Source organism: Cyanobacterium sp. HL-69 (assembly GCA_002813895.1).
In the GTDB taxonomy this organism is placed as follows: Bacteria; Cyanobacteriota; Cyanobacteriia; order Cyanobacteriales; family Cyanobacteriaceae; genus Cyanobacterium.
On the sequence record CP024912.1, the window covers coordinates 689,592 to 708,930 of the forward strand.

The 19,339-nt window shown below is 37.7% G+C and carries 17 protein-coding genes; 10 read left to right on the top strand and 7 right to left on the bottom strand.

The genetic code is table 11. The annotated features are described in order from the left end of the window. Positions 1–464: 464 nt before the first annotated feature. On the top strand, positions 465–1,877 hold the full coding sequence (locus tag AA637_RS03170) for a glycosyltransferase (protein WP_446683861.1): 1,413 nt from the start codon (positions 465–467) through the stop codon (positions 1,875–1,877). 136 nt (positions 1,878–2,013) lie between these two features. Here AA637_RS03170 and AA637_RS03175 read toward each other — a convergent pair whose 3' ends face one another. From AA637_RS03175 to AA637_RS03195, 5 genes are all read right to left on the bottom strand, one after another. Further along, positions 2,014–2,568 carry a hypothetical protein gene (locus AA637_RS03175; protein ID WP_446683862.1) on the bottom strand — a complete coding sequence of 185 codons (555 nt, stop codon included), beginning with the start codon at positions 2,566–2,568 and terminating at the stop codon, positions 2,014–2,016. Between the two features lie 246 nt (positions 2,569–2,814). Beyond that, positions 2,815–3,336, bottom strand: a complete 522-nt coding sequence (locus tag AA637_RS03180) for a YqeG family HAD IIIA-type phosphatase (RefSeq protein WP_446683863.1) — start codon at positions 3,334–3,336, stop codon at positions 2,815–2,817. 201 nt (positions 3,337–3,537) lie between these two features. After that, positions 3,538–4,965 (bottom strand): phosphoglucomutase/phosphomannomutase family protein, encoded by a 1,428-nt coding sequence (locus tag AA637_RS03185; protein ID WP_446683864.1) that lies wholly within the window; start codon positions 4,963–4,965, stop codon positions 3,538–3,540. 94 nt (positions 4,966–5,059) lie between these two features. Further along, positions 5,060–6,067 carry a phosphoribulokinase gene (locus AA637_RS03190; RefSeq protein WP_446683865.1) on the bottom strand — a complete coding sequence of 336 codons (1,008 nt, stop codon included), beginning with the start codon at positions 6,065–6,067 and terminating at the stop codon, positions 5,060–5,062. Between the two features lie 189 nt (positions 6,068–6,256). Then, positions 6,257–7,264 carry a LysR family transcriptional regulator gene (locus tag AA637_RS03195; RefSeq protein WP_069789753.1) on the bottom strand — a complete coding sequence of 336 codons (1,008 nt, stop codon included), beginning with the start codon at positions 7,262–7,264 and terminating at the stop codon, positions 6,257–6,259. Between the two features lie 273 nt (positions 7,265–7,537). On the opposite strand from AA637_RS03195, the gene AA637_RS03200 reads away from it, so the two are divergent. From AA637_RS03200 to AA637_RS03220, 5 genes are all read left to right on the top strand, one after another. After that, a complete protein-coding gene (locus AA637_RS03200; RefSeq protein WP_446684522.1) occupies positions 7,538–8,215 on the top strand; it encodes an NnrU family protein in 678 nt (225 codons plus the stop codon). 166 nt (positions 8,216–8,381) lie between these two features. Then, positions 8,382–8,723 (top strand): thioredoxin family protein, encoded by a 342-nt coding sequence (locus AA637_RS03205; RefSeq protein WP_069789754.1) that lies wholly within the window; start codon positions 8,382–8,384, stop codon positions 8,721–8,723. Positions 8,724–8,758: 35 nt separating this feature from the next. Beyond that, positions 8,759–9,235 carry a pantetheine-phosphate adenylyltransferase gene (coaD, locus tag AA637_RS03210; RefSeq protein ID WP_446683866.1) on the top strand — a complete coding sequence of 159 codons (477 nt, stop codon included), beginning with the start codon at positions 8,759–8,761 and terminating at the stop codon, positions 9,233–9,235. An 87-nt stretch (positions 9,236–9,322) separates the two neighbouring features. Then, the gene (locus AA637_RS03215) at positions 9,323–10,285 is read left to right on the top strand and encodes a glycosyltransferase family 9 protein (protein ID WP_446683867.1); all 963 of its coding nucleotides are present in this window, start codon (positions 9,323–9,325) and stop codon (positions 10,283–10,285) included. A gap of 186 nt (positions 10,286–10,471) precedes the next feature. Further along, a complete protein-coding gene (locus AA637_RS03220) occupies positions 10,472–11,050 on the top strand; it encodes a D-glycero-alpha-D-manno-heptose-1,7-bisphosphate 7-phosphatase (RefSeq protein ID WP_446684523.1) in 579 nt (192 codons plus the stop codon). Between the two features lie 61 nt (positions 11,051–11,111). On the opposite strand, the gene pstB is transcribed toward AA637_RS03220, so the two are convergent. Further along, complete coding sequence (gene pstB, locus AA637_RS03225) at positions 11,112–11,921, bottom strand: phosphate ABC transporter ATP-binding protein PstB (protein WP_446683868.1); 810 nt, start codon at positions 11,919–11,921, stop codon at positions 11,112–11,114. Between the two features lie 174 nt (positions 11,922–12,095). Between pstB and AA637_RS03230 the strand changes: the two genes are divergently transcribed. Further along, entirely contained in the window at positions 12,096–13,292 is a 1,197-nt protein-coding gene (locus AA637_RS03230) for a tetratricopeptide repeat protein (protein WP_446683869.1), read from the top strand. Positions 13,293–13,492: 200 nt separating this feature from the next. Continuing rightward, positions 13,493–14,398 carry an alpha/beta fold hydrolase gene (locus tag AA637_RS03235; protein ID WP_446683870.1) on the top strand — a complete coding sequence of 302 codons (906 nt, stop codon included), beginning with the start codon at positions 13,493–13,495 and terminating at the stop codon, positions 14,396–14,398. A gap of 161 nt (positions 14,399–14,559) precedes the next feature. Here AA637_RS03235 and mutS read toward each other — a convergent pair whose 3' ends face one another. Continuing rightward, the gene (gene mutS / locus AA637_RS03240) at positions 14,560–17,181 is read right to left on the bottom strand and encodes a DNA mismatch repair protein MutS (protein WP_446683871.1); all 2,622 of its coding nucleotides are present in this window, start codon (positions 17,179–17,181) and stop codon (positions 14,560–14,562) included. 109 nt (positions 17,182–17,290) lie between these two features. On the opposite strand from mutS, the gene AA637_RS03245 reads away from it, so the two are divergent. Both AA637_RS03245 and dcm read left to right on the top strand, forming a co-directional pair. Next, positions 17,291–18,034 carry an Eco47II family restriction endonuclease gene (locus tag AA637_RS03245; RefSeq protein WP_446683872.1) on the top strand — a complete coding sequence of 248 codons (744 nt, stop codon included), beginning with the start codon at positions 17,291–17,293 and terminating at the stop codon, positions 18,032–18,034. Continuing rightward, entirely contained in the window at positions 18,027–19,334 is a 1,308-nt protein-coding gene (gene dcm / locus AA637_RS03250) for a DNA (cytosine-5-)-methyltransferase (protein WP_446683873.1), read from the top strand. The genes AA637_RS03245 and dcm overlap by 8 nt, the downstream gene beginning before the upstream one ends. Positions 19,335–19,339: the final 5 nt, after the last annotated feature.

The window sequence follows — 19,339 nt, forward strand, 5'->3', positions numbered from 1 at the left end:
ATATTTTAAGACAAGGGGTTAGATCCCCTTGTTTGCGGTATTCAAAGGAAACAATTTTTTGTGGAATTATTGAAGTTATACCAAATCCGTAAATAAAAATATACCTTAGTTCAATTCATTGAACGATAAACTGTTAGCCTTGTAATTCATTGCAAGGCGGGGGTGATGTACTCTACCATTCGGATTTAGTATTAGACATATGAGACGCTTATGGTGAGCGTTGATATATCTTGTAACATACAGAGTCGTATAAAGCTGAATCATATCTGACTTTTGATGAACTGGAGGAAAGTCTTGACTAGGAAAATTAGTTTTAATTTGATAGTCGAAAAAGAATTAAAAAAACTGGATAAATTAGCTCAAAAAAAGATTCTTATTTGTGGCTAAAAATAATTTTGTGCATAAGTCACGTTAGAATAAAGAAGATTTTAGGTAAATGGAAGAAAAGGAGCTGATATTTAACTATGCCAGACAAAAAAAACCCAGAAATTGACCCTATTCCCTCGTTATTAGCGGAATTTTCGGATCCTGAAATGGAGGAGGAAGAGTTTAGAAATGATTTCTTTCAGGGGTTGTCGGGCAGAAGAAAAAAGGCCGCTTTTGCTTTAACTCTTATTTGGGGTGTAACTATTGGTTTACATCTTTTTCCTTGGAATTTTTCCCTCATCATATTTTTAGGGCTATTGATTTTTGTTGAAATGGTGAGATTAATTTTTAGCACGTCTAAAAATGCGAATCTACCTGAGTTTGAGCAGATGGACAGTTTACCTTTTGTTTCTTTGTTGGTTTCGGCAAAAAATGAGGAGGCTGTGATCAAGAAATTGGTAAAGATGTTGCTAAATATCGATTATCCTAGTCATTTATATGAGTTATGGATTGTGAATGATAATAGCGGCGATCGCACTGGTAAAATATTAGATGAATTAACCCAAGAATATTCCCAATTAAATGTCATCCACCGAGACGGTTTGGCAAAGGGTGGTAAATCAGGGGCGTTAAATTTTGCCTTTTCTAAGTGCAAGGGAGAGGTTATCGGAGTGTTTGATGCTGATGCGGTAATTCCTGAGAATTTATTACAAAAGGTTGTACCTCTGTTTGTCAGGGAAAACATTGGGGCAGTGCAAGTGAGAAAAGCGATTTCTAATCCTGCCGAAAATTTTTGGACGAGGGGGCAATGGGTAGAAATGTCCCTCGATAGTTATTTCCAAAGACAGAGAATTAACTGCGGTGGCATCGGAGAGTTGAGGGGTAATGGGCAATTTGTCCGTCGTGATGCCCTTAATAGTTGTGGTGGTTGGAACGAGGAAACTATCACCGATGACCTTGATCTTACCATTCGTTTACATCTTGATCACTGGGACATCGATATTTTAGAACATCCTGCGGTGGGTGAAGAAGGGGTTAAAAGTGCGATCGCACTCTGGCATCAGAGAAGCCGTTGGGCAGAAGGTGGTTATCAACGTTACTTCGACTATTGGCGTTTTATCCTCAGTAATCGCCTCGGGTGGCACAAAAAATTTGACCTCATTTTCTTCTTTATGGTTCAGTATATTTTCCCTACCGCCGCCATTCCCGACTTAGTAATGGTGTTAACCCGTCATCGCTTTCCCCTTGTGGCACCCCTCAGCAGTATTACTCTATTTCTCGCCTTTTGGGGTATGTACACAGGTTTAAAACGCAGTCAGAACAAAAAGTCATTTACCATAGCTCAACATATCATCATGATAGGACAAAGTTTCCTTGGCTTGGTTTATATGGTTCACTGGTTTATCGTCATGCCAGTTACTACTGCCCGAATGTCTGTACGCCAAAAACGCCTCAAATGGGTTAAAACTGTCCATGAAGGAGACACCGAAGAAAACCTCGAATTAGCCTAAAGTAATCTTTCTGTTGTTAATTGGGGGTTGCCGCAAAAAATGGATTCGTGAGGGCAGGAAATAGGCAAAAGTTTAATGTGACTCAGCGCACTCTATTGGTTAAAAAATAAACCAAAAATATAAACAAACTAGAAACCTACAAAAACAAATTAATATCCCTCGCTAAAATCCAACCTCTACGTAAATCATCATCTTTTCCTAATTCACGGGGTTTTTTTGTGCCATAGAACCAAGGGCGAGATGAACTATCGGCAGTTATGGCAATAATAATATTTTCTTCAATGATTATTTGACAACTATTTTTTTTACAGTCAAAATCATTGATTTTTTTATCTAAAATTAACGGTTGAAAATCATCCCATGTTTCCAATGGTGACAAATATCTCCCCTCTTTATCCTGACTATACATTGTACCTGTGAGGGGTTTTTGTTGAGAATACTGGGTAGGATGGCAGCTTAACCATCTACCGTTAACCGTTAACCAGTCATTAGCACTAAAAATGGTACACACCAACCACTCTTGTTTTCTTTCTTTGATTTGACTCAACCTTAAGCCAAAAAAACCATAACCTCCCATACCATAGCTACCAGCATAATAAGTAATATCAACAATGTAGCGATTGTTCACTAGAGCCGAATTTGCATAGGTAATAAAATCTTTGCTGTGGGAGGCATTGATAATTTTATCCATTAATAATTGCTTTTTTTATTATTATGATTATTCAAAATATCTACCTAGTATAAAGGACATTCTGCCGTAGCAGAATGTCCCGTCATTTTATATGGAGTTATATATACTTAAGGTCTTTATATAAGCTGACCTCAATTTATCTTCGAAAACTATAATGACATATATCTAAAGTTTTCTTAATTTTCTTAAGATTTATTTAATATTTATTTGCACAAGATAAACAAATTATAAGAAATGTTACAAATGTTAATTTTTATAAACAGAAACACCTATTTTTTGGGAAAACCAAACTTCAAAATTACGAATAGAAAATAGAGGACTTTTTGATATTTCGGTGCTTTCCATGGGTTCAACAAAAATTGTAAACATACCCAAACGATTTCCTGCTAATACGTCAGTAAATAATCTATCTCCTACCATGGCAACCTTATCTACGGGGTGATTCATGGCATCAACTGCCTGACGGAGTTTTTTACGGGATGGCTTTCTAGCACCAAAAATAAAAGGAACATCAAGGCTAGATGCGATCGCACTTATACGACTTTTACTGAGATTATTACTAACTAACCATAAATCTACCAGAGGACGAACTTCTGTAATCCAGTCCATTAATTCAGTGGAAATAATACTTTGTTTAAAAGGTACAAGGGTTTCATCCACATCCAAAACTAAACCCTTTAAACCATATTCTTGAATGATAGAAGGGCTTAGTTTTGTAACAACATCGCCCAAAACTAAATCTGGTTGTAACAAAAGAGATTTTGACATAAAAAAATTAGTTATTTTAAATTTACAGTAGTTTTCCAATAACTAAACCACCATAAAAGAAACTATACCCTTTAAAATGGTTCAACCCTATGAAAAATGACTGTAAGCATTCTATTCGAGACTAGATAATTTAAACAGTATAAAAATTATTGATTCAATAAATGCGATCGCCTCATAATTTGTTGTAGCAAAAATAGCACTTTAACCAAACTCTACCTTAGCCCAATTAAGATTTTCATGGACAGTTTTCAAGGAATTCCCCTCAGAATATAACCGCAATAAAGGTTCAGTACCACTAAAACGAATTAATAACCAACTCTCATCCTCAAGACGATATTTATAACCATCAATAGCAAGACAATCAATCACCTTTTTCCCTGCAATTTCTTCTAAAGGCTTACTAGCGAGGGTAGCTTGTAACTGATTTTTTTGCTCCATACTCCCAAGGGTTAAATCAATGCGATCATATTGAGATACAAAATTAGTTTTTTTCTGTAAATCTCCGTACAATTCCCCAATGCCCTTCCCTGACTTCACCATGGCTTCAAGGACATATAAAGCCGATAAAAGAGCATCTCGTTCGGGAATATGGGTACTATACCCCACTCCCCCAGATTCTTCTCCCCCCACCAACACCTGAGTTGTTAGCATCTTCTCAGCGATGTATTTATAACCGATAGGAGTTTCTGAGAGAGGAATATCAAATAAATCTGCTACTTTGGGGATTAAATCTGAACCGCTGACAGTTTTAATAATTTCTCCCTTCAACCCTCTTCTTTGGGATAAATGCTCGATAAAAATAGGAATTAAAATTTGTGTACTACAATAATTACCCTCACTATCCACCGCCGCAATGCGATCGCAATCTCCATCAAACACTAAACCGACTCTAAGGGCATCAGAATCGTTTTTACCCCTTTCCTTAACCTCACGAAACAACTCAGGGATATACCGAGCCAAAGGCTCAGGAGCATTCCCCCCAAACAAAGGATCTCTTTGACTATTTATTTCATTGATATTACATCCAAGGATACGACCCAACCCCGTAGATGCCGCTCCGTGCATCACATCCACAATTACATCTAATTTACCCGCCGAAATCCCTTCCACAATGGCAGACACATCCACCAAACTAGCCAACTGCTTAGTATAACTATCCCAAGGATCAAACTTTGTAATCGTACCCACCTCAGTCGGTTTCGGTAAATCCGTATCCAGCAAAGCCTCAATCTTACTTGTCACATCCCCAGAAACAGAACCCCCAAAACCACCCTTCACCTTCAAGCCCAAATACTGAGCAGGGTTATGACTAGCCGTCAACACCAAAGCCCCCAAAGCATTTTGACTATAAGCCGCCCAACTAAAAGCAGGGGTGGGGGCATAACTATCCGCCAACAATACATCGTAGCCATACTCCTGTAACGCTTGAGAAGCTACCAACGCAAAATCTTCCGCCAAAAAACGACGATCAAAACCCACCACCATCAACTTACCATGGGGGTTGTCTTCTTGTAACACCTTCGCACACAGGGGAGCCAACTTCGCCACCCGTTCCATGGTAAAGTCAGCGGCAATTACTCCACGCCACCCATCAGTACCAAACTTAATTGGATTAGCTTGAAAACCCATAACAGTAACCTACAACACTAAGTTAAGAGCGGAATCATTAATAATACGAGCCTAAAAATTTCCTAACACTTAAAGCCCACCACCTAAAAAAAAATTAAACCTTAGCAACCTCTTGGGCTTCGCTATTGGCTACGGTACCAGTAATTTGTTCGTAGGTTTCACGCATTTTTAGACCGACTAAAACTTGGAATAAACCAGTACCATTATTAGAACCAGGGTAGTCCTTATGTTTTAACAATAATTCGGTCATTTCGCCATAGTATTTAGTACCTGTACGGCTGAGGTGACTTTCAACATAGATCATTTCTTCTAAATTGTCGAACTGACCATCAATTTCAAGGATAGAAACTTCATTACCCATGTAGTTATCAGGTCCATAATACATTTTTAGACCAGGATAAGAACAGGTTAACTTACGTCCACAGGGGCGCCAATCAATGGTAGAACCTTCATCAAATAAGTAGGTAGGATTGAAATGTTCGATACCTTCTTTTTCGATTAAACGAACTCTCAAGATTTTACCTTCTTTTTCTTCTATTAATTGAGTAGGTAATACTTGGATAACAATATCTGCGTGTTGTTTTTGTGGCTCAATGTAAGCGGTGAAGTCAGGTTTTCTAGCATTGATAGAAGCTACAACATCATCATAACTGTGACCTCTTTCGGCCATATCACGCTGAATTTTCCACTGAATTTTTACTTCTTCGCTAATGTCGAGGTAAACGCTGAAGTCAACTAATTCTCTTACTCTAGCATCATAAAGAGGATGTAAACCCTCGATTACAATTACTTTATTGGGTTCAATTTTTTCGGGAGGATCTAATTCTCCAGTTTCGTGGTTATAAATAGGTTTATCAATAGCTTGACCATCTTTTAAGGCTTTAATTTGTTCTGCCATTAAGTCGAAGTTGTTGGCTTTAGGATTCAAAGCGGTAACACCTGCTGCTTTTCTACCTTTACGGTCTAAACTATGATAGTCATCAAGACAGATAACGGTCATAAATTCTTTACCGAATAAATCTTCTAAACGACGTAAAAAGGTTGATTTACCGCAGCCAGAGTCTCCGGCTACTCCAATAATTACTACTTTATCTTGAGTCATTTTTTCCTCTATATGTGAAACTAATATACTTTATATAAGTAATCTTGCTATTGATTGTTATCTTATCAGTCAATTGCACACTATTCTATATCTAATTGTTTTGTTTGTTAATCTTAATTGTTGAAAAGGTGAATAAGTGATAACACAATTAACAATTACCCTTGGGGAAATTAGGTATGGTGATAATAATTAAACATCTTCTGCAATTTCTACTTCTGTTTTCTCCAAAAATACTTGATTCTCTTGGGATAGTTTTTCTAGGGATTGATTATAATTTTCGGTGGAAAACTGGGGTAATATTTCTTTAATAAATGCTTCGGCGGCTTTGGAGCGATAGCGATTGGAGTTGACAATAACCGAAAGAGTGCGCCTAATTTCTACTCCTTCGATGGGGGCGCGGTGCAATACTCCCATTTTTAGTTCTTTTTCGATCGCCGTTATGGACACAAAAGAAGCTCCTAATCCTGATAAAACGGCATTTTTAATGGCCTCTATGGAGTTTAACTCCATTTCTACTTTTAGATCATTAGTATTAATACCGCTACGGGTTAAAACCTGATCAATGACTTTACGAATAGTAGATTGGGAGTCGAGGGTAATGTAATTGAGGTGGTATAAATCATCCTTGGCAATGGTTTCTTGTTCAGCAAAGGGATGATTCGAGGGGATTATCAACGCCAATTCATCCTCAGCATAGGGGATAATCTCTAATACATCTTGTAATTCGGAAGGCACTTCACCGCCAATTATAGCTAAATCCACTTGTCCGTTTGCCACGGCCCAAGAGGTACGACGGGTGGAGTGTACCTGTAACTGTACGGAAACATAAGGATATTTTTGGTGAAATAAACCAATCATGCGGGGTAGTAAATATGTTCCTGTGGTTTGGGAAGCTCCCACAATCAGGGTTCCCCCCTGCAAATTTTGTAAATCTTCAATGGCACGGCAGGTTTCTTGACAAAGGGTAATAATTTTTTCACCATAGGCAAGTAAGAGATTTCCCGCTTCAGTTAATTGCGCTTTTCTTCCTCCCCTGTCGAATAAAGGTACTGTTAATTGTTTTTCCAAATTTTGTATTTGTAAACTGATAGCGGGTTGAGAGACATAGAGACTATCTGCCGCCCGTTTAAAACTACCCTCATCGGCAATTGCCTTCAAAATCCGTAATTGATCAAGGGAAAAAGGAATCTCAGCCATAGTAAAATTAGATTTCGTTATTTAGAATTTTAATTTATTTTCTGAAAATAATGACCAAAACTAGATATTAAATAGATTGGGATCAGTTTTGACCCTATTTATTGATAAGATCTAGGTAATCAGTAAAATAAGTATTTATTATATATTTATCCCATAAGTATAAACTTTATGTTCCCCTTTGCGGTAGAAATAATTAACTTTTTTCCTCAATATTTCCCCCCCCTATTGGCCGTTGTCAATCTTCCACCATGGTTAACCCCTAGTCATTTAATCATGGTGGGTTTATTGGTGGGCTTTGCGATCGCCCATAGCGGTTTAGCCGCCCTCAGACCATGGGGAGAGAGTAAAATAGGAGCAAGACTATATCGGGTACTATTTGCCCTTGTTAGCATCCCCTTTGCCACCGTATTAATTATTTACTTTTTTAACCATCGTTATGATGGAGCCGTATTATGGCAAATCCAAGACGTGTCAGGGGTAAAAACCACCGTTTGGATATTATCCGCCATTTCCTTTATATTTCTTTATCCTGCTACCTTTAACCTATTGGAAATTGCCGCTATCCAAAAACCCCAAGTACATTTATACGAATCAGGCATTATCCGCATTACCCGACATCCTCAAATGGTAGGACAAGTAATCTGGTGTATTGCTCACACCATCTGGCTAGGCACTACTTTTACCATTGTCACCTCCTTGGGTTTAATTGGTCATCATCTTTTTGCCGTTTGGCATGGAGATAAAAGACTGACTAAACGTTATGGAGAAGCATTTTTGAAAGTCAAAGAAAGAACCTCTATCTTACCTGGGTTGGCCATTTTTGATGGCAGACAAACCCTACAAGGTAAAGAATTTTTGAAACCTGCCTATGTGGGAGTAACTGCATTTACTCTTTTATTTTGGTTTATTCACCCTTGGTTAATGACTGTAACAAGTCGTGTCAATTGGTAATTTGATTGGATGATTTTCCCTTCCATCTTGCACAATATAGGTAGGGGATCAATAATGGCACTAAGAAAAATTATTTAAAAGACTTATTTTAAGTTACCTTCTTAGGCTATTATCTGATTCGACATCGCTATTTTATAAATTTTTAAACTATTAGAAATAAATTAATATGATTTCTGTCACTCAAGAATCTTTTGATAGAGAAGTTTTACAATCTTCTCATATGGTTTTAATCAATTTTTGGGCGCCTTGGTGTGGTTTGTGTACCATGCTGCAACCTATCCTCAATCGTCTTGAGTCGGAGTGGGAAACGGAGTTAAAAATAGTTAGTGTTAACGCTGACCAAAATTTACGTTTAGCTAATAACTATAGTCTTAGTAGTCTGCCCACCCTGATTTTGATGCATCGAGGGGAAATTATTGAGCGTTTAGAAAGTTTCCATAATAGAGAACATTTATATAAAACTGTTAATGATGTGATGTTGCATCTACTGCACCAAACCACTGCTTAAATATAATTAATTTATTCTCCATTTTCTTTAAATTCATGATTGCAATATACCCCGGTAGTTTTGATCCTATTACCCTCGGACATTTGGACTTAATACAACGGGGTAGTGTTTTATTTGAACAGATAATAGTGGCGGTATTAAAAAATCCTAATAAAAAACCTTTATTTAGTTTAGAAACTAGGGTAAAACAGATTCGTCTTTGTACCCAAGATATTCCTAATGTAGAAGTAGATACCTTTTCGGGGTTGACAGTGGAATATGCCAAGTTAAAACAAGCAGGGGTATTATTAAGGGGTTTGAGGGTTTTATCAGACTTTGAGCAGGAGTTACAAATGGCTCATATTAATAAAACTCTGGCGAATAATGTGGAAACGGTTTTTTTGGCAACCAATACGGAGCATAGTTTTGTTAGTAGTAGTGTGGTTAAAGAAATTGCTCGATTTGGCGGTAAAATTGATCATCTGGTACCAGAGGCGATCGCCCCTGATATTTACAAAGCATTACAAAAGTAACCTAAGATTTTTTACAAAACATAACAGCTATGGTCAACGGATACCTTAAAATTAAGCTCATATAGATAGTTAATTTATTTTATTACAATGCGGATTTTAGCTCTTATTCCAGGTGGTATCGGAGATCAAATTTTATTTTTTCCCACCCTAAAAAGTATTAAAGATCAATACCCCAAGGCAATTATTGACGTATTAGTAGAACCTAGGTCAAAAAATGCCTACCGTGTCTGTCCTCACGTCAAAGAAGTTCTAGTATTTGATTATAAAGATAAAAACGGACTAGCCGACTACCTAAACCTCCTTGGTATCATTAGAGATAGGGAATATGAAGTAGCCGTAACCCTCGGACAAAATTGGGCTGTCGGCTTCTTATTATGGCTTGATGGCATTCCTACCCGTGTAGGTTACAAAAGTTCTAAATCTTGGTTTATCAATAACCCTGTCGAACTAAAAACCGAGCAATATGCCGCCTATATGTACCATGACTTAGTCCATGGATTAAACATCACTCAATCTTGCCCCCCTGTGTCTATTAACGTACCCAAAGAAGACATTGAATGGGCAGAGGTAGAACAAAAACGTCTCGACATCAAAGAATCTGGTTATATCCTCATTCATGGGGGATCCAGTGAGCTCGCCAAAACCAAAGGCATCGATAAAATTTACCCTGTGCCAAAATGGCAAAGAATTGTCGAAGATGTCCAGAGAAAACAACCCAATCTTCCCATCGTTTTACTAAATGGTCCTGATGATCAAGAATGGATAGCAGAAATGTTGCAGTTATGTAACAACCTTAAAGTAATTAGTCCCCCAGATATTGGCAAACTATCCGCCTTTATCGCAGGTGCTAACCTAATGTTATGTACAGACAGCGCCCCCATGCACTTATCCGTAGCGGTAGGTACTTATACCATAGCCCTATTTGGTCCTACTCAAGCCGATAAACTATTACCGCCCCACAGCGATAAATTTATTGGTCTTCAATCCCTTAGTAAAAACATTGCCGACATATCCACAGACAAAATTTTAGAAAAAATGTGGCAAGGTTAAAAATAATTGTCAATTAATATTATAGGTTTAAAACCTTATCCTTTATGTAAGGTGGGCATTGCCCACCAATATTATTAATATTAGATTACGCTAATAAAAGGTAAAAAGATAGGTTAAAAATCAAAAAATATCAAGTTAAATAAAATTAGTTAAAATTACTTTTCAGCAAAAATAAAGGTTATGGTCGTGGCGAAAAAAGCAGTTTTTTTAGATCGTGATGGTGTTTTAAATGTTGAGGCAGGATATATACATAATGTAGAAGATTTACAACTAATACCCAATGTTGCCAAAGCGGTTAAAAAAATTAACGATAGTGGCTTTTTTTGTTGTCTAGTTTCCAATCAATCAGGCCCTGCGAGGGGTTATTATCCCGATAGTCATGTTAAAGCATTACACCAAAGATTAGAACACTTATTATGGCAAGAAGCCCAAGCCAAACTAGATGCCCTTTATTACTGCCCCTATCTCAGTCCTCAGGCAGGGGGAGTAAACCCTGAATTTACCTACTGGGGTACATGGCGAAAACCTAATACGGGAATGCTGGTGGCAGCCGCATGGGAGCATAATTTAGACCTAAAAGGTAGCTTTATGGTGGGAGATAAAGCCACAGATGTAGATTTGGCCCACAATGCAGGGTTAACAGGTATTCTGGTTACTACTGGTTATGGTACTAAGGTTATGGGGGGGCAGTATCAGCACAAAACTCATCCTGATTACATTGCCTCAGATTTGAGTGAAGCGGTAGATTGGATTTTGCAGTGTTAGAAGTGGAATATTGACGCTCTCATCTTTGATTTAATAGTGGGCGATGTGTCGCCCTACTTTTCTAACCAAAACGTCCGCTTACATATTGTTGGGTGGCTTCTTCGGCTGGATTTTGGAAAATATTTTCGGTTTTATCATATTCCACCAAATAACCTAATTTTCCTCCTCCTCCTTCAACGCTACGGGCATTAAAAAAGGCGGTTAAATCTGATACCCTAGAAGCCTGTTGCATATTGTGAGTAACAATGACAATGGTATAGTCTCGTTTCAATTCATGGATGGATTCTTCTACCTTTAGGGTGGAAATGGGATCTAGCGCAGAACAAGGTTCATCCATTAAAATAACATCAGGTTTAATGGCAATGGTACAGGCGATACATAGGCGCTGTTGTTGCCCCCCAGAAAGGGCTAGGCCACTTTGCTTTAGTTTGTCTTTTACTTCATCCCATACGGCTGCTTTACGTAAGGAGTCTTCTACTAAGTCATCCATATTTCCTTGATAACCATTGAGCCTTGCCCCCCAAGCAATATTTTCGTAGATAGATTTGGGAAAGGGGTTAGCTTTTTGGAATACCATACCTATTCTAGATCTTAATCCCACAGGATCTACTCCTTTGGCGTAGATATCTTTGCCTTTGAAGGTGATTCTCCCCTGGACTCTAGCACTGGCGACTAAGTCATTCATGCGGTTAATACATCGAAGGATGGTACTTTTACCACAACCAGAAGGCCCGATAAAAGCAACGGCGTTATTTTTGGGAATGTCTATGTTTACCCCTGCTACGGCTTTATGAGTACCATAATAAACATCTACGTTTTCGATCTGGACTACGGGTTCTTGTGCTATATTTTTATCTGATTCTGGACTCATGATTATTTTTAGTAATTTAAAATATGGGGCTAAACCTTTTTGTCTGGATAAGGTTAAACTAAATTATTGTAAGGCTCGGATGAAAGTTGAGTAATAAAAAAACAAATTTACAGTAATTATAGTCTGAGTGTAGCGGTTATAAGTTAAGACAAAATTAACAAATTTGAAAATACGATGAGTAATATTTCCCTATGTATGATTGTCCGAAATGAGGCGAAATCTTTGCCTAAGTGTCTTGGCAGTGTGAAGGACTTGGTTTCAGAGATGATAGTTGTGGATACGGGTTCAACGGATGATACTAGGGAAGTTGCTCGGGGTTTTGGGGCGAAGGTGGTGGATTATGGGTGGAATGATAATTTTGCTGAGGCGAGAAATTTTGGTTTGGGGTTTGTGGAGTCGGATTGGGTGTTGGTGTTGGATGCGGATGAGGTTTTTAATGGTCAGTTAATTTCGGCGGTGGAGAAGGCGACTAGGGTGGATGACAATTTGGTAGTCAATTTGGTGCGCCATGAGGTGGGGGCTAATTCTTCTCCTTATTCGTTGTTGTCTCGTTTATTTCGTCGTCATCCTAAAATTAAGTTTTCTCGTCCTTATCATGCTTTAATTGATGATGCAGTGATGGATTTGTTGAGGGAGGAGAGTCATTGGCGGGTGGTGGATTTGCCTGAAGTGGCGATCGCCCATTATGGTTATCAACCTGCTATCATTGAGGCACAGGATAAGGCTAAACGGGCAAGGGTTGCCATGGAGTCTTATTTACAGGACAATCCTAATGATAGTTATGCCTGTAGTAAATTAGGGGCTTTATATCTTCAGTTAGGGGAAAGAAAAAAGGGTTTAAAGTTATTAACTAAGGGTTTGAAGTTACATGGTAGTAGCCCTGCGGTTACGTTTGAGTTGCACTATCATCTTGCTAATGCCTCAGTGAAAGATAATCAGTTTGACTCGGCCATAAAACACTATGAAAAGGCGATCGCCCTTCCCCTTTTACCTATCATAAAATTAGGGGCATATCATAACTATGCTAGTTTAGCTTATCAACGGAAAGAATATCTAAAGGCGATCGAGTTGTACCAAGAATGTTTGAAAATAAAACCCGATTTTCCCCTCGTTTATTATAATCTTGGTTTATGCTACAAAGCCCTAGGACGCAATTTCAAAGCCATCAGTGCCTATCAAACCGCCATTAAACTTAATCCTACCGATGCCTATTCCTATCAAAATCTAGGGCTATTGTTATACAGACAAGCACAATACGAAGAAAGTCAACAAGCCTTACAACAAGCCGTAATGCTTCATCGTCAACAAAATCCGAATTTTGCCCTACAATTAGAACAAGAGTTAAAGGCGATCGGTTTTTCCTTTGAATAAGTAGTGATTAATGGATAATTAATTTTTACCAATTCTCACGCCTCTACTGTTCTTTGACATAAAAAATCTGATACTTAACGTAGATAAATCTTTAGAATGAATCCCCCCTGCCCTTTTAACGGGAGATGTCGAAGACAGAGGAGTAGGGATTTAGGGGGCAAAACGGTAATGCTTTTCACAACTGATTACTTGAACTTAATATGACTTGGAAAGAAAAAACAGGAAATCAAAGGGATTGGCATTGGCGAGGGTGGAAAATTCGCTATAGCTACATCAGAGTTAACCCTGAAAATAAAAACAACGATATTCCCATAATTTTATTACACGGTTTTGGGGCTTCTATCGGACATTGGCGCCACAATATTCCTGTATTAAAAAAAAATCACACCGTTTATGCCCTAGATTTACTTGGTTTTGGGGCATCCCGCAAAGCCTACACCAATTATGATGTTACTTTATGGTCTGAATTAGTGTATGATTTTTGGCGAGAATTTATCAATGTACCCGTAATTATCATAGGTAATTCTATCGGTTCATTAATTGCTCTTTTTGCCACCGCCCAACATCCTACCATGGTGCATAGATTGGTAATGTTGAGTTTACCTGATTTATCGGCAAGGCAGAAGATGTTACCCAAGTTTGTTTTACCTTTAGTTAAAACCCTTGAAACTATTGTGGCTTCTCCTTTACTTATCAGGATAATATTTTTGGTTGCTCGTCGCCCTGGGGTAATTCGTAAGTGGTTGGGGGTTGCCTATGTGGATAAAACTTCCGTGGATGATGAATTGGTGGATATTATTGCCACACCTCCCCAAGATAAGGGGGCAGCGCGCACTTTAATCGCCCTGAGTAAGTCCGTTAATCAATCTGATTTTTCTTTATCTGCAAGGGAATTATTAGGGCAGGTTAATATTCCTATGTTACTACTTTGGGGTAAGGGCGATCGCTTCATACCCCCTACCATAGCCCCCCAATTAGCTACGGTTAACCCCTTAATTACCTTAAATTTATTGGATGATTTGGGGCATTGTCTCCACGACGAAAAACCCGATTTATTTCACCAAATTTTATTTGATTGGCTGAGAGTAATAGACACTAATACTTAGGGGAGAAAGTAATAATATCGATTATTTCTCTTTTGCCACTTTCCAAAAGAAAAAGTAAGAACATTACTAGCTTTTACACCTCATGATAAATAGTACATGAATAAATCAAAACTAGAAAACTGTTTCAGTCTTCACTACAAAACTTTTTCATCAAAGCCTAATTATTCAAAAATATCTAACTGATTCATAATTTCCTCGGTATTATCTTGATTAGAAGGGGTTAACTTTTTAATATTTTTCCTCAAACCCATGGCGATTTTACTGTGTTTTTCGATTTGAGTCATAACTTGTTTCGCACGGCTAATTACAACTTTTGGTAAACCTGCCAATCTTCCCGCTTCAATACCATAGGATTTATCAGCACCCCCAGGTTTGACTTCATGGAGAAAAATTATTTCGTTTTCTAACTCCTTCACCGTTACCTGATAGTTAGCCACATTATCTAAAATAGAAGCCAATTCGTTTAACTCGTGGTAATGGGTAGCAAAAATAGTACGACTTTGGATTTCAATGGCAAGGTATTCGGCAACCGCCCAAGCAATGGATAAACCGTCAAAGGTGGCTGTACCTCTACCGATTTCATCTAATAACACCAAAGATTTATCGGTGGCATGGTTAAGAATGTTGGCAGTTTCGTTCATTTCCACCATAAAAGTAGATTGCCCTGTGGCGATGTCATCCACCGCACCCACACGGGTAAAAATGCGATCGCATATACTTATTTTGGCACTTTCTGCAGGAATAAAACTACCTATTTGAGTCATTAATTGAATCAAACCAACTTGGCGAAGATAACAACTTTTTCCACTAGCATTAGGTCCAGTTAATACTATTAAATCAGGGGTTTTTTCTGCCCCCAAAGAGGTAGAATTAGGCACAAACATGCCAAAACCTAATATTTTTTCCACCACAGGATGACGACCATTTTTAATTTTAATGGTACGATCTTCGGTAATTTCAGGACGGTTATAATCTTGATATACTGCTAACTCCGCCAGTCCGCTTAATACATCCATAGCGGCGATCGCTCTTGCAACTTTCCTTATTTCGTCAGTTTTTTGTGCCACCGTAGAACGTAAATCCACAAAAATTTGATACTCAAACTTTGCCAAGTCATCTTTTGCATTTAAAATGCGATTTTCCTTTTCTTTTAACTCAGCAGTAATGTATCTTTCTTCATTCAATAAAGTTTGTTTACGCTGATAATTTTCGGGAGCAAATTCTGCCTTAGAACGGGGCATACTGATATAATAACCAAAGGTTTTGTTATAACCCACCTTCAAATTATTAATTCCCGTGCGCTCCCTTTCCGTCACCTCCAGATTAGCCAACCATTCCTTATCCCCATCAATTAAACGGCGCATCTCATCCAACTGCTTATTTACCCCATCTCGGATAATACCCCCCTCCTTCACGTGTTGCGGAGGAGACTCCACCAAAGAATCTACCACCTCTTTACCCAACTCCTCCAACTCAGGCGGTACATTTTGCAAAGCTTGGAAATAGAGCGATTTACCTTCTTTCGCCAACTCTGCTAAATAGGTCAATTTTAATAAAGAATCCCCCAAATTGAGCAACTCCTTCGGATTTGCCGTACTTGCACCAACTCGGCCCGTAATACGTTCTAAATCATAGATACTCTTAAATAAACTCCTCATTTCCTCCCGCAAGGGCAAATTATCAATTAACTCAGCAATGGTATCTTGACGGGCTATAATTCCCCGCTTACTGAGTAGAGGTTGCAATAACCAACGCCTGAGCGCCCTTGCCCCCATAGCGGTACAAGTCTTATCCAAAGCCCACAATAAAGAGCCATGAAAGGTGTTGTCTCGCACCGTAGTAGTGATTTCGAGGTTTCGTCGTGAGGTGGCATCTAGCATCAAATAATCTGCAACACTGTAAGTGCTAATAAGTTGCAATGGTACTTGATTCGCCTTTTGGGTATCCTGCACATAGTCGAGTAAACCTCCTGCAGCCCGAATGGCGAGGGGTAAATGTTCACAACCGACTCCCTCTAAGGATTTGAGTTTAAATTCTAATAATAATTTGGGTTTAGCTTCGTTAATATCAAAGGTTTTTTGCGATCGCAACGTATAACAAAAACAATCAGGAAGAAACTCAGGGAGATGTTCCGACTTTTGCCCCGGACGCAATAAACTATTAATATCAGGAGCATTGATAGGAAACAAAATTTCCGCAGGTTGCAACCTCAACAATTCCGTCGCCAAACTGGTTAAATCTTTGCTCTGGGTAGTAAAAAATTCCCCCGTAGAAATATCTGCATAAGCCAAACCCCAATGCTCTTTTGCTACCACCACCGCCGCTAAAAAATTGTTTTGCCGAGAGGGTAACATCTCATCTTCTGTTACCGTGCCGGGGGTTAATAACTTAGTAATCGCCCGTTTAACTAACCTTTTCTCCGCCGTTGCCTTAGAAGCATCCTCCACCTGATCACAGATTACCACCCCATACCCCTTTTCTACCAATTGTCTCGCATAACGATCAAGGGCGTGATGGGGTACACCAGTCATGGCAATTCTACCCACATTTTGCCCCGCATCCTTACTGGTAATGACTAACTCCAATTCTTGGGCAATTGTCACCGCATCCTGAAAAAAGCACTCAAAAAAATCTCCCACCCTATACAGTAAAAGACAGTTAGGATATTGTTCCTTTACCTCCACATAATGATGATACATGGGGGTTAAGTCTTTGATGTTGATTAACCGATAATCTTCGTGGGGAGCGTTTCTGGTGGCTTTGGTGGTAACAATTTCCGTCATTATTTCCTATCAATTTTTGGGCTTTTCCTATTCTATTATTAACTACGATGAGGAAACTAATCAATAATCAACCACTAATATTTTTTAAACTTACTTACAAAATTCAAATATGTCAAAATATAATCTCAGGTTTATAACCGACACGGATTTATATAATCATACGAAAGAAACCGTTGAAAAATATACATTTAAAATAAACTTAAAAACCTTTAGTAAGAATTTAATTGATCCTATTAAATTAACATTCAATTCTAAAGTTTATAACAAAAATATTGTTGATGTTATTGAAAACGAAATAATTAGACAAATGGATAAGTCAAATACTAATCACATTGGTTATTTTCATCAAAATATTTTTCAATATATGGGTAATGGATGGGAAGTGCCAAAACGGGGTTATGACGTAATAAATAAAAAATTAAATTACTATGTTGAAATGAAAAATAAACATAATACGATGAACTCTTCATCATCACAAAAAACTTATATGAGAATGCAAAACACATTATTAAATAATCCTGAAGCAACCTGTATGCTGGTTGAAGTAGTGGCAAAAAAGAGTCAGAATATAGTGTGGAATATTAATTTAGATGGTAATACTGTTTCTAATGGTCAAATCAGAAGAGTATCAATAGATAAATTCTATGAATTGGTAACAGGAGAAAAAACTGCTTTTAAACAACTATGTGAAATTTTACCATCGGTAATTGATGATATTATAAGTAGAACAGAATTAGATGAAAAACAAAATACTGTCATTTCAGAATTATTAGAAATATCACCTAATTTATTAAAAAGTATTTATTTACTATCTTTCCGTAAATATCAAGGATTTGATCAGTTTAATGTCTAAAGAATTTGTCACAGAAGCTCTACTAGCTGATATTTTGTCAGTGTCTCGATCCACCATAGAAAAATGGAAAATCAGCGGTAAAATTACACCCTCTAAAAATGGTGAATATTGCTTAGAAGATTTACAATATTTTCCTTCTATTAAATCAATGATAAATTCTCAGTGGGAAAAACAACAAAACATAATTCCTAAAAGAAAATATCAATCCATCGAACTTTTTGCAGGGGCTGGTGGTTTAGGCATTGGCTTAGAAAAAGCAGGTTTTGATACCATTGCTTTAAATGAAATCTATAAAGATTCTTGCAATACTTTACGACATAATCGCCCCCATTGGAATGTAATTGAAGGAGATATTAGTAAGGTTAATTTTTTAAACTATAGTCAATATAATATTGATTTATTATCAGGAGGATTTCCTTGTCAGGCTTTTTCCTATGCTGGAAATAAATTAGGATTTGAAGATACTAGGGGCACTTTATTTTTTGAATTTGCTAGGGCTATTAAGGAGTTACAACCCAAAATTTTTGTAGGGGAAAATGTACGAGGTTTACTAAATCATGAACAGGGTAAAACTTTAAATGCAATTAAGTCAGTAATTTCTGAATTAGGGTATGTTTTAATTGAGCCGAGAGTTTTAAAAGCTATTTTTTATCGTGTACCTCAAAAGCGAGAAAGATTATTTTTAATAGGTATTAGACAGGATTTATTTAACTATACAAATTTCATTTGGCCTGAGCCTTTTTCACGCATTATGACTTTAAAAGATGCCTTAAAAAAAGGAGAATTATATAATAGTGATTGTCCTCCCTCTGCTGGTCAAAATTATCCTGTTAAAAAACAAAAAGTAATGGATTTAGTACCCCCAGGGGGTTGTTGGACAGATTTGCCAGAAGATATTAAACGTGAGTATATGGGCAAAAGTTATTTTTTGGGGGGAGGAAAAACGGGTATAGCTAGAAGATTATCTTTTGAACTTCCTAGCTTAACTTTAACTTGTTCTCCTGCTCAAAAACAAACGGAAAGATGTCACCCCCAAGAAACTAGACCTCTAAATATTCGGGAGTATGCTAGGATTCAAACATTTCCTGATGATTGGAGTTTTATGGGTTCAATCAGTAGTCAGTATAGGCAGATAGGTAATGCTGTGCCTGTTAATTTGGCTTGGGCTTTGGGTAATTGTCTGATAGCTGTGTTGAATCAAATAGAGGATAAGGTTGAGTTACAGGATAGGGAGTTTAATGAGACTGCTTTTGCCAATCACCAACAAATGGATTTATTTGACTCAAGTTGCTATGGGTGAATTAT

Bases quoted from the DNA above. Each gene is read 5' to 3' on its own strand.
- AA637_RS03170 (WP_446683861.1), top strand. From the start codon at position 465: ATGCCAGACAAAAAAAACCCAGAAATTGACCCTATTCCCTCGTTATTA.
- dcm (WP_446683873.1), top strand. From the start codon at position 18,027: ATGTCTAAAGAATTTGTCACAGAAGCTCTACTAGCTGATATTTTGTCA.
- coaD (WP_446683866.1), top strand. From the start codon at position 8,759: ATGATTGCAATATACCCCGGTAGTTTTGATCCTATTACCCTCGGACAT.
- mutS (WP_446683871.1), bottom strand. From the start codon at position 17,181: ATGACGGAAATTGTTACCACCAAAGCCACCAGAAACGCTCCCCACGAA.
- AA637_RS03180 (WP_446683863.1), bottom strand. From the start codon at position 3,336: ATGTCAAAATCTCTTTTGTTACAACCAGATTTAGTTTTGGGCGATGTT.
- AA637_RS03230 (WP_446683869.1), top strand. From the start codon at position 12,096: ATGAGTAATATTTCCCTATGTATGATTGTCCGAAATGAGGCGAAATCT.
- AA637_RS03205 (WP_069789754.1), top strand. From the start codon at position 8,382: ATGATTTCTGTCACTCAAGAATCTTTTGATAGAGAAGTTTTACAATCT.
- pstB (WP_446683868.1), bottom strand. From the start codon at position 11,921: ATGAGTCCAGAATCAGATAAAAATATAGCACAAGAACCCGTAGTCCAG.
- AA637_RS03200 (WP_446684522.1), top strand. From the start codon at position 7,538: ATGGTGGGTTTATTGGTGGGCTTTGCGATCGCCCATAGCGGTTTAGCC.
- AA637_RS03245 (WP_446683872.1), top strand. From the start codon at position 17,291: ATGTCAAAATATAATCTCAGGTTTATAACCGACACGGATTTATATAAT.
- AA637_RS03190 (WP_446683865.1), bottom strand. From the start codon at position 6,067: ATGACTCAAGATAAAGTAGTAATTATTGGAGTAGCCGGAGACTCTGGC.
- AA637_RS03215 (WP_446683867.1), top strand. From the start codon at position 9,323: ATGCGGATTTTAGCTCTTATTCCAGGTGGTATCGGAGATCAAATTTTA.
- AA637_RS03175 (WP_446683862.1), bottom strand. From the start codon at position 2,568: ATGGATAAAATTATCAATGCCTCCCACAGCAAAGATTTTATTACCTAT.
- AA637_RS03235 (WP_446683870.1), top strand. From the start codon at position 13,493: ATGACTTGGAAAGAAAAAACAGGAAATCAAAGGGATTGGCATTGGCGA.
- AA637_RS03195 (WP_069789753.1), bottom strand. From the start codon at position 7,264: ATGGCTGAGATTCCTTTTTCCCTTGATCAATTACGGATTTTGAAGGCA.
- AA637_RS03185 (WP_446683864.1), bottom strand. From the start codon at position 4,965: ATGGGTTTTCAAGCTAATCCAATTAAGTTTGGTACTGATGGGTGGCGT.